The organism is Chryseobacterium potabilaquae, assembly GCF_902728265.1.
GTDB lineage: Bacteria > Bacteroidota > Bacteroidia > Flavobacteriales > Weeksellaceae > Chryseobacterium > Chryseobacterium potabilaquae.
The window spans coordinates 106,385-117,868 of record NZ_CACVBR010000008.1 but is presented as its reverse complement, the minus strand read 5'-3'; the positions used below and the strand labels follow the sequence as shown (position 1 = coordinate 117,868).

Annotated in this window: 9 protein-coding genes; 4 read left to right on the top strand and 5 right to left on the bottom strand. The window is 30.5% G+C overall.

What is annotated here, in order from left to right; translation table 11 throughout:
- Positions 1 to 73: 73 nt before the first annotated feature.
- From ybeY to CHRY9293_RS06820, 4 genes are all read right to left on the bottom strand, one after another.
- Positions 74 to 481: an rRNA maturation RNase YbeY gene (ybeY, locus tag CHRY9293_RS06835; protein WP_162032321.1), complete on the bottom strand. Its 408-nt coding sequence runs from the start codon at positions 479 to 481 to the stop codon at positions 74 to 76.
- A gap of 4 nt (positions 482 to 485) precedes the next feature.
- A complete protein-coding gene (locus CHRY9293_RS06830) occupies positions 486 to 2,642 on the bottom strand; it encodes a patatin-like phospholipase family protein (protein ID WP_162032320.1) in 2,157 nt (718 codons plus the stop codon).
- A gap of 2 nt (positions 2,643 to 2,644) precedes the next feature.
- Positions 2,645 to 5,092, bottom strand: coding sequence for a bifunctional UDP-N-acetylmuramoyl-tripeptide:D-alanyl-D-alanine ligase/alanine racemase (locus CHRY9293_RS06825; protein WP_162032319.1), 2,448 nt, complete (start codon positions 5,090 to 5,092; stop codon positions 2,645 to 2,647).
- Positions 5,093 to 5,160: 68 nt separating this feature from the next.
- Positions 5,161 to 5,751, bottom strand: coding sequence for a thymidine kinase (locus CHRY9293_RS06820; protein WP_162032318.1), 591 nt, complete (start codon positions 5,749 to 5,751; stop codon positions 5,161 to 5,163).
- A 60-nt stretch (positions 5,752 to 5,811) separates the two neighbouring features.
- On the opposite strand from CHRY9293_RS06820, the gene CHRY9293_RS06815 reads away from it, so the two are divergent.
- The 4 genes from CHRY9293_RS06815 (at position 5,812) to fabG (ending at position 10,350) form a co-directional block, all read left to right on the top strand.
- Positions 5,812 to 7,275: a hypothetical protein gene (locus CHRY9293_RS06815; RefSeq protein ID WP_162032317.1), complete on the top strand. Its 1,464-nt coding sequence runs from the start codon at positions 5,812 to 5,814 to the stop codon at positions 7,273 to 7,275.
- Positions 7,276 to 7,283: 8 nt separating this feature from the next.
- The gene (rsmI, locus tag CHRY9293_RS06810; protein ID WP_162032316.1) at positions 7,284 to 7,958 is read left to right on the top strand and encodes a 16S rRNA (cytidine(1402)-2'-O)-methyltransferase; all 675 of its coding nucleotides are present in this window, start codon (positions 7,284 to 7,286) and stop codon (positions 7,956 to 7,958) included.
- The gene (locus tag CHRY9293_RS06805; protein ID WP_162032315.1) at positions 7,959 to 9,452 is read left to right on the top strand and encodes a WG repeat-containing protein; all 1,494 of its coding nucleotides are present in this window, start codon (positions 7,959 to 7,961) and stop codon (positions 9,450 to 9,452) included.
- A 151-nt stretch (positions 9,453 to 9,603) separates the two neighbouring features.
- Positions 9,604 to 10,350 carry a 3-oxoacyl-[acyl-carrier-protein] reductase gene (gene fabG, locus CHRY9293_RS06800; protein WP_162032314.1) on the top strand — a complete coding sequence of 249 codons (747 nt, stop codon included), beginning with the start codon at positions 9,604 to 9,606 and terminating at the stop codon, positions 10,348 to 10,350.
- A gap of 57 nt (positions 10,351 to 10,407) precedes the next feature.
- Here fabG and CHRY9293_RS06795 read toward each other — a convergent pair whose 3' ends face one another.
- Complete coding sequence (locus CHRY9293_RS06795) at positions 10,408 to 11,445, bottom strand: GMP reductase (protein WP_162032313.1); 1,038 nt, start codon at positions 11,443 to 11,445, stop codon at positions 10,408 to 10,410.
- Positions 11,446 to 11,484: the final 39 nt, after the last annotated feature.

Below are 11,484 nucleotides of genomic sequence, written 5' to 3'. Positions count from 1 at the left end.
TGAATCTTTTTTCGCAAGACTAAGTAGCGAATAGAAACAGAAAAATTAAAATTCTAAAAATAATTTTAAAAGCTTAATTATACTTTGCTAAATAAAAATCTTCTTTGCTTCGCATTACCTGTTCTTCTTCTTCTGTTTTATCTTTGTATCCTGAAAGATGAAGAATACCATGAGCCAAAACTCTTCTTAATTCTTCTTCATACTCTTTGGATAGAGTAGAGGCGTTATCGGAAATGCGTTGCAAAGATACGAAAATCTCTCCGCTTATTGTTTTTCCTTTTACATAGTCGAAGGTTATAATATCAGTATAGTAATCGTGCTGTAAATACTCTTGATTAATTTTTAATAGATATTCATCATCACAGAAAATGTAATTGATTTCACCTAGTTTTTTTTCTTCGGAAAGAATAATATCTTCCAACCATTTTTTATAATCTGTATTTACAGATTGTGGTAAATTTTCGTAAAAAAAATGTATCATTGTTTTAAAACCAGTGCCCTAAAATAACACTGAATATGCCTTTTTGATTATTTTTAAGAGAGTGGCTAAAATTTACTTTTATTTGTCCGAAGGGAGATTTATAACCTGCTGTTATTCCCAAAGAACTATAATTTAATTTTACGGTATCTTCAAAATTGATATTATCTGATAAATTAGCCAATGTAAAATTTCCTGTTAAAAAATAATTTTTATTAAATTTGAATTGAAGATCATTAGAGACCATCACTACATTATTTGCATTTAGCTGCGCAAAGTAAAAACCACTAAATGTTTTAAAGTTGGCAATATTTTGTTCAAATATTCCTCCTAATCGATATTTGTAGAATTCAGAAAGCTCTGGACCTATTGTGAGCCCTCCATAGAGTTTAAATCTATAAGTAAATTGTTTTGAAAGAGGAAGATTTATTCTTATATCTGCTTTAATTTGAACGGGCTTATCTTGCATTTCTGAGCTCAATAAATCTATTACTTTACCCTCTGCAGATAAATAGAACCCTCTTGTAGGAATATCCTTGTCATCTTGAGTATCACTTTTTAAAAATGCATATGCATTTAAAAATCGACTTGATCTCTTGTTTATTCCATTCATTTCCGCCTCAAAATAGTCATGGCTTACTCCTGCTCCAATAGCAAATTTATCTTTCCATACAGATTGAATATATGCTTCATTTCTATACCATTTCCAGTCTTCTATATCATTATTGTTTTCATCTTTTAGGCTAAAGTTCATTCCGGATGAATAAATACCAAAACCGGGAATATATCCATTATCGATGAAATAGTTTAAATAATATCTGGTTTTATCACCTACAACGAAATCTAATGATAAGTTTGTATTTCTAAATAATAATCTCTTTGCTGAATAATTTAATAATAAACCCGTTTTGAAGACTTCATCATAATGTAATCCAAATTTGAAAAAATGACGTGTGTTGTCTTCTGTTACATATAATTTTAAATAGTTTTTATCATCTTTTGGAATAATGTCATAATTGATAAATCTATAATTATTGGTGGCAACTAATTTATCTATCATTTTGTTTATGTTTCCATAGGTTTGTAGAGAGGGGAGACGTAGTCCCATTTTTCCTAAAACATAGTTTTTTTCATAGATTTTCCCCCCTTCTAAGGAAAGACTATCTATTTTGTATACATTAGAATATATTGGATTTGTGCGTTCTCTAATGCGTTGAAAAGACCTTTTTGGGAGCTCATCTAAGATGCTCATATATTTTAAACCTTCAGCATAGCCACTATCTAGGATTTTTTTCTTTTCTGCATAACTTGTGGCACTCATACCTTTCAAGTTAGGTTTAATATTTATATCAGTATATTTGTATTGATATTTTGTATCTTTTTTAATTCCAAAATCAATTATTTGATTAAGAATAGTAATAATATTGTTTAAATCCTCTCTTTTTGATAAGTCTTGATTAAGGTCTACACCAATAACAATATCAATTCCTTTATCCTTTAGTGGTTTTGATGGATAATTTACGGTCATAGCTCCATCGATATAGATACTATCTCCAATTTTAACAGGATCCATTAATGATGGAAAGGCAGAACTAGCCATAATAGACTGCACAAGATCGCCCTTTTCAAAAATTTTCATATTACCTGTTTCCAGATTGGTAGCTACACACATGAAGGGAATAGGTAACTGAGAAAAATCATTAATATTAGCTACATTTTTAAAGAGCTCTTTAAGCAAGTATACATTTTTTTGCCCTGTACTTATTGAAGATGGAAGCGTAATTTTTCCATTATTTATTGGAATAGATAAAAGATATTTATCTACAGATTTATTAAAAAAACTAGATTCTTGTCTAGATTTAGGATCTAATATTAAGGAAAAGAAGTCAGTATCCATTACTATTTTTTCAATTTCTTTTCCAGAGTATCCTGATGCATATAATCCTCCTACAATTGATCCCATACTGGTACCTGCAATATAATCTACTTTAACCCCTAATGAATCCAATATTTTAAGTACTCCTACATGAGCAAAACCTTTAGCTCCTCCTCCTGCAAGTGAAAGCCCAATTTTTGGATTTTCGGGAATGACCAGACCTTTTTTTACCTGAGAATGAATTAAAAGTAATTGAAATATGAATAAAAGGATTAGTAGCTTTCTCATAATTAATCTTTTATATAAATACGTTTTACTCGGGGTGAAATAGAAGTTAATACTTCATATGTTATAGTATTACAATATTCTGCAAACTCTTTTAAAGTCGGTTTTGCATTGAATATAGTTACAACATTGCCTTCTTTTACGTGAGGAATATTATCTACATTAATCATCATCATATCCATACATATATTTCCTACAATGGGAGCTAATATTTTATTAACCCCAACATTTCCTACCTGATTTCCAATTAATCTAGGTATTCCATCGGCATATCCTACAGGAATGGTGGCTACCTTTGTTAGATGATCTGTTTTAAACTTTCTGCTATAACCAATTGATTCTCCATTCTCAACCATAGATATCTGTGAAATTACGGTTTTAAAGCTTACCACAGAATGCAATTGTTTTTGTATTTGATTATTTGAAGATTCTCCCAACATTCCAATTCCAATCCTTACCATATTATATTGGTAATCCGTATAGTTTGTTATTCCTGATGAGTTTAAAATATGCCGTATAGGTTTATATCCTAATCTTTCAATTAAATAGGATGAATTGTATTCAAAAGCCTTTAATTGATTCAATGTAAACTCTTTTTCCTGAGGCATATCTGAAGATGACAAATGGCTAAAAATACTCTTAACCTTCAATTTTTTATCCTGTAAAATTTCACCGAGTTGATCTAACTCATGTTTTTTAAACCCAAGACGATGCATTCCGGTTTCCAGCTTTATATGTATGGGGTATTTTTTGTCGTTACCCGTTTTCTGAACCGAATCATAGAATAATTCTAAAACCCTTAGGCTATAAATTTCCGGTTCTAGATTATACTCAATTATTGTGTCATAACTATGTTGCTCCGGATTCATGACCACAATGGGAGTTGTGATCCCCTTTTTTCGAAGTTCAACACCTTCATCTGCAAATGCCACTCCAAGATAATCGATATGATGATGTTGCAGAAATTCTGATATCTCATAACTACCTAAACCATAAGCGTTTGCTTTTACCATTGCCATCATTTTGGTCGTTGGTTTTAGTAACGATTTGTGATAGTTAATATTGTGAAGGATGGCATTTAAGTTAATTTCTAAAACAGTATCATGTTTTCGTAGCTCTAGAATATCTTTAAGTTTTTCAATTTCAAATTTTCTAGCTCCTTTTAATAAGATAATTTGATTTTCAATTTCTGTAAGATATTTACTCTCAATTAATTCTTGGGTATTAATGAAAGTAAATGTTTTAGACTTAAATAAATCACTAAATTTTGATATAATGTCTCCTATTAAGAAAACGGTATCAAATTTTTGTTCATTTACAAGCTCTGAGACTTCTTCGTACAGTTCTTGTGAGTTAGAATTTACCCCCATGATATCAGTTAATACTAGTGATTTCCCACGTTTATTATACTCATTAAGGAACTGAAGAGCTGTTTTTAAAGAATCTAAATCGAGATTGAAAGAATCATTGATTACAATATTGTTTTTAATTCCTTCAATGGCTTCTAAGCGCATTTCTACTGCCTTAAGAGAGTTGATTTTATCAATAATTTTTTTATTATCAATCTTCAGCTCTTTTAATACGGCTACAAGGGCTAAAGCGTTGGTTAAAGTAACTTCATCTCTTTGATAAACCGGGAAGCTAATTTCTTCATTAAAATATTGAACAATAATATCTTCGTTTTTTGAAATATTATTTTTTATAAAAACTTGATTTTCTTTTTTAAAACCGTAGGAGATTAATTTTTTACTTCCATAGCATTTTTTTATTATTTCATCAACCAATACATTATCACCATTGTAAATTATGACTTCAGAGTTTTTAAAAAGTTTTACTTTTTCATTAATTAATTCCTCTTCTGAACTGAAATTCGCTATATGTGCTGTTCCAATATGAGTAAGGAGACCAATTTGAGGATGGAAAATATTTTCTAGTTTTTCCATTTCATGAGGTTGAGAAATTCCTACTTCAAAAATTCCTAATTTCTGTGAATTATTAATTTGAAAAATAGAAAGAGGAAGCCCTATTTGAGAATTAAAACTTTTCGGGCTTTTTACCGTTGGAAGTTCATTCCAAATACATTGGTAAATCCATTCTTTTAATATAGTCTTACCATTACTTCCTGTAATACCAATTGATCTTAAATGAGATTGTTCGAAGTGATATTTTGCTAATTTTTGAAGAAAGGATATCGAATTTTCAACAATAATCCATGTAATGTTTTCAAATTGAGGAAAGTGATGTTCTGAAATAATTATATTAATTCCCCGATTAATTGCAGATTCTATAAATTTTTCTCCTGAATTTTTAGGAGTATTAACAGCAATAAATGCGGTATGCTTAGTAGAGTAGATAATTCTACTGTCGAAAGCAATATTTTTGATTATTAAACTATCATCACCCATCATTTTTGAATGAGTGATATCTACAATTTGTTTTACGGTATAGTTCATTCGTAACCTTCTCCTTATATTTTACTTTTAATAATTATTTTAATAAGATTTAAGTCTCAATTAAAATATTATTTTTCTTTATTTGAAAGTACTTCATCAATAAAGACACGACGGCTTACAGCCTCATAACTTTCTGTTTCACCCAGTTCTACCAAATTCTTTCCTTTGGAAATTCTCATAGAATAATTGGCCAGATTACCTGTTCTTTTGCAAATAGCATGGACTTTTGTAACATATTCTGCGGTGGCCATTAAATGAGGCATTGGCCCAAAAGGGCGTCCTAGAAAATCCATATCTAATCCCGCAATAACGACTCTTATCCCGCTATTTGCCAGCTTATTAGCTACTTCTACAATTCCTTGATCAAAAAACTGAGCTTCGTCAATTCCTACCACATCACAGCGAGAAGCCAATAATAGAATTTCATTAGGATTTTCCACCCCTGTACTACGAATTTTATTCTGATTGTGAGACACCACACTCTCTTCAGAATATCGTGTATCTAGCTTAGGCTTAAAAATTTCTACATTTTGTCCTGCCATTTCTGCTCTTCGCAATCTTCGAATTAGTTCTTCAGTTTTCCCAGAAAACATAGAACCACAAATAACTTCCATCCAACCACTTTGTTTGGAATGATTAATTGTATTTTCTAAAAACATTTGTTAAATTAGCCGTATATTTTTAAGATCAAAAATAAGCAATTTTAACAAGATTCTTATATGTATAACATCCAAGATTTAAAGGAAAAAATTTTTTTTGAATCCCGGAATATTATTAATATTCTGGAGAAAATAGATAATGTAGATGGATTGCTATCTAAGCAGAATCTTGTAGATGAGCTTGCTGGTAAGATTAATTTTCTAAAATTATTAGAGAAACATATCGAATATTTTACATTCGAAAATAGTTCTAATTTCAATAATAGTGATAATCAGAATTCTGAAAATGTGCTGATAAAGGATGAAGTAGGTTTGAATGAACGTAGTAAAATTGATGAAAATCAAGTTGGATTTTTTTCAAATGAAGTTACAGAGGAGGAAGCTATTTTTAATAATCAGCTCAATGAGATTGTAGAAAAAGAACTCCATGAAAGAATTATTAATTTTGTGGAAGAAAGTAATGCATCAGGGATTAATGAAACCTCTGGTGATGAAGAGAATGAATTTCATAATGGGGTAATTGAAGAATGTATTTCAGATCATCGATTAGAGGATATTAATGAAAATAATTTATCAGATTATGATCATGGTCATTCACTTTTTGTTGAAGAAGAGAGAATTTTGACTAATTCAGAATTTGAAAATGATAAACATAAGAATTTATCTAACGATCAAGTAACGGAAGATCAATTGACTTTTAGTAATCAACTTAATGAGCTTAATGAATTTGAAAATCAAATTTCTGATGATGATGAAGGAAGTCTAAACAATTTTGATGATGAAGAAGAAATCATTGAAAATCGTTTTGAAGCTACTATGAAAGAAGAATCTCCAAAAATTACAGAAACAATATCAGGTATTTTTGGAACAGAGGCTTTAGAAGAAGAAATATTAATTGAAGAAAATGAAGAATCATATATCGCTTCCACTATTGTAATTGAACAAATAGAAATAGATAATGATGTTTCGAATATTGAGAATTTGCTAAGCGAAATTAAAAAAGAATCTATAGAAGAAAAGAATGAAGCATCTATTCTTGCGGAAATCAATGATAGAAGAAAACGATCTGATCTTACAGATAATACTCAATATACCAATCCGAATGAGAATTTTGAAAACCTAGAAGAATATCATCATGATAAAAAAATAAAACTTTCGAATATAAAAGGGTTGAAAACTCTTTTCGATGATGATCATTCGGAAGCAGAAAAGGAGGAGGGACATACGCCTCTTATAGAAAGAGCAGTAAAAATACTAAAGACTAATATATCAGCTGAGCATAGAGAGGTGGAAAAAACAAGACCGGAATTTAAGCTTGATCTAAATGACAGAATTGCTTTTTCGCGAACATTATTTGAAGGAAGTCAATCTGAATTGAATGAAGTGGTTTCTATATTGAATAGTTTCAAAAAACTGGAAGATGCTAAAGAATATTTGAGTGACCTCTACTACGAGAAAAAATGGAATAAAGTGGATGAATATGCTCAAAGACTATGGATATTAGTAGAGAATAAATTTTTATAATTTTAATTTTGAGCGGAATCTTATATTTTGTTCCTACCCCTATTGGGAACTTAGATGATATGACTTTTAGGGCAGTAAATGTATTGAAAGAAGTCGATTATATTTTATGTGAAGATACAAGGACTTCAGGAATTCTTTTGAAACATTTTGAAATTTCAAAGCCTCTAAAATCTTATCATCTGCATAATGAACATCAGGCGACAGAAAAGGTAATTTCTGATCTTAAAAATGGCCAAAATATAGCTATTATTACTGATGCAGGAACCCCTGGAATTTCAGATCCCGGGTATTTACTGGGAAAAGCATCCGCAGATCATAATATTGAAATGATTTGTTTACCGGGCGCTACAGCTTTTGTGCCTGCTTTAGTAGTTTCAGGATTGCCAAATAATGAATTTTTATTTGCCGGTTTCTTGCCTCAAAAAAAAGGGAGACAAACAAAATTGAAACAACTTGCCGAAGAAAAGAAAACGATTGTTCTCTACGAAAGCCCACATAAAATCAACACTACTTTAGAGCAGATTAAAGAATTTTTTGGAGAAGAAACTAAAGTGAGTCTAAGTAGAGAAATATCCAAAAAATTTGAAGAAACTAAACGAGGTACAATCAATGAGTTAATTGATTTTTCAAAAAGTAAAACTTTAAAAGGAGAAATTGTTCTTATTGTAAATAATTCTATTTAATTGAAAACACTAATTTTCGTATTATTCTCATCCGTTTGTCTTGGACAATCTGATCAATATAAGCAAATTCTTATCTCAAAAAAACTGGGAAAAGAGATAAGCTCTTATACAAAAGGCTACGGAATTATGGTAAATTCTGGAGGGAAAAAATCTGCTATTGTTGATTCTTTAGGAAAGATTACATTTGAATATCCCTATAAGAGTGAAATAATAAGATTATCTTCTAATAGATTTATTCTAAAGGCTAAAGAAGGTCGTTTCAACGGAAAAACAACGCTTATTGACCCAACGGGAAATCAATTAATTCCTTTTGAAAATTTTAAATATAGAACATGGGAAAGGAAGAATAGGCTTATTTATTCTAAAGCAGGAAAAGATTGTGTATATGATTATGATGGAAATCTGCTAATTCCTTTTTATGATAAAATAGAATTTGCCAGTGAAAATCGTTTTTTTGTAAAAAAAGAAAAAGGATGGTTTATTTATGATTTTGATGGAAGATTGGTGTCTGATAGAGAATTTGAAGAAAATATGCATTTTTATAGGGGAAAAACATACCTCGGGAAAGGAAACTATCAAGGAGAAATAATTGATAATAATGGAGAGGTAGTCAATACTATTTCTAATCATTATATTGATAATATAAATTCATACCCGTATTTGATTACTAAAAATCCCACCAATAATCATTATGGAATAATAGAGGCTAATGAGAATAAGATTGTAGATGAAATATACGATCAGGCATTGGTGGGGCGAGAATATATCTATCTTCTAAAAGAAGATAAGGTAAGTATTTTTTCGAAAGAAGAGAAAAAGGTTTTTCCTACTAATTTTTATTATGTAAATCATTTATTCAATGGGATTTTTAAAACCATTAAAGATTATAATAACCCTAAAATAGCGGTAATTCGTCTTAATGGAGATATTATTTTTCCAAAGGAATATGATATCGTAGAAGCTGTAAAGGTTTTGGGTGAGGATTTCATTTATTTAAGTAAAAATGGAGAAGAAAAGATCGTAAATAGAGATTTACAAAATATATTGGAAGAAGGATATGAAGTAAAACGTATTTTTTCTGATACATTCATTCTTAAGAAAAATGAAATTTTTTATAAATTTTCAGTTAAAGACAGAAAGTATGAAGAATTACCGGACATTATTTCCATAAAAGAAAGTGATTATCTATATTATCCAAAAGACAATTTTCCGGCTGCCATAGTTTGTAAAAATAAGAATAATCTATATGGAGTTTTGAATAGCAATGGAAAAGAAATAATTCCTTTTATTTATGATAATATATTTGAATTTTTTCCGGCCAATGAAATAATTGTTCAAAAAGGAAATAAATATGGTTCTATAAATTTTGATAATGAACCTCTTACAGATATAATATATGATAAGTATTCTTCGGATAATAAAAAGTTGAAACTTACAAAAACTAAAACTTCGGAGTACGTAGAATTTACTTTTTCTGGGAACAGAATATTTTAGAAAAATTTCTTTATATAAAATTCAGTAATTTAATGATATAAAATGCATTAAATAATCATTTTATAATATCTTTGCGGACGATTTGTTTTGATGAAGTTCTATACTACAGATATTCAATCAAATTGATTTAAAGAAAATAATTGTCGTATATATGAAACTATTAGAAGGAAAAGTAGCATTAATTACAGGAGCTACAAGAGGAATCGGAAAAGGAATTGCCCAAGTTTTTGCTGAACAAGGAGCAAAAGTAGCATTCACTTATGCAGGTTCTGTAGACAAAGCCAAAGAATTAGAAGCAACTTTAAGTTCTGTAACTCAAATAAAAGGTTACCAATCTGATGCATCGGATTATGATGCTGCTCAAAAACTAATCGATGAAGTCATTGCAGAATTTGGGAAGATTGATATATTGGTTAATAATGCAGGAGTTACAAGGGATAATCTGTTACTAAGGATGTCAAAAGATGATTGGGATACTATTATCAAAGTAAATTTGGATTCAGTATTTAATCTTACAAAGGCAGTTATTAAGCCTATGATGAAGGCAAGATCAGGATCTATTATTAATATGTCATCTGTTGTGGGTCTGAAAGGAAATGCGGGACAAGCAAACTATGCGGCATCGAAAGCCGGAGTTATAGGATTCACAAAATCTGTAGCATTGGAATTAGGTTCAAGACATATCCGTTGTAATGCTATTACTCCTGGGTTTATTGAAACTGAAATGACAGCGGTTTTGGATGAAAAAACGGTTCAGGAATGGAGAGACGGAATCCCGTTAAAAAGAGGGGGAACACCTGAAGATATTGCAAATGCTTGTGTATTTTTAGGAAGTGATATGTCTACCTATATTACAGGACAAACGCTGAATGTGGATGGAGGTATGTTGATGCCTTAAAGTGAGGAAAATATAAAATATAAAATAAGCCCATTCTCAAGGAGAATGGGCTTATTTTTAAGTAAAAATTTGATTTTCTTGTTCTTCTACTCGAATGAAAGTGGTTCTCTTTGATAATTCTTTTAACTTTGAAGCTCCTACATAAGTACAGGTAGATCGGACACCGCCTAAAATATCTTTAACGGTTTCTGATACAGCTCCTTTATAAGCAACTTTAACTGTTTTACCTTCGGATGCTCTATATTCAGCAACGCCTCCTGCATGTTTATCCATAGCTGTTTTAGAACTCATACCATAGAATAATCTAAATTTTTTCCCATTTTCTTCTACAATTTCACCACCACTTTCGTCATGTCCAGCAAACATTCCACCCAGCATGACGAAATCTGCACCTCCGCCAAAAGCTTTAGCTACGTCTCCAGGAACTTTACATCCTCCATCAGCAATGATTTGACCTCCTAAACCATGAGCAGCATCCGCACACTCAATAATAGCAGACAATTGGGGATAGCCTACTCCTGTTTTTACTCGCGTTGTACAAACTGAACCAGGTCCAATACCTACTTTAATAATATCTGCACCTACTAAAAGTAATTCTTCTACCATTTCACCAGTAACAACATTGCCGGCAATAATAATTTTATCCGGAAAATTAGCTCTGGTTTTCTTCACAAATTCAACAAAATGCTCAGAATATCCATTGGCTACATCAATGCACAGAAACTCAATTTTTGGGTGTTTCTCGAGGATATTTTTTATTTTCTCTTCATCTGATTTTCCGGTACCCGTACTTAAAGCAATATATTGATGAATGCTTTCCGGTTGGTTGTCTAGGAAATAATCCCATTCTTCAGTCGTATAATGTTTATGAATAGCAGTGATAATTTTGTCTTTAGCAAGTTCTATTGCCATTTCAAAAGTTCCTACTGTATCCATATTAGCTGCTATAATAGGAACTCCTTTCCATTTTTTCTTAGTATGTCTGAATGTAAATTCTCTTTCCAGATCAACTTCTGAGCGGGATTTTAATGTTGAACGTTTGGGACGGAACATGACATCCTTAAAGCCCAGTTTTATATCGTATTCTATTCTCATAATTTTGGAAAAATTAATAAGAATAAATTTAGGAAAAAG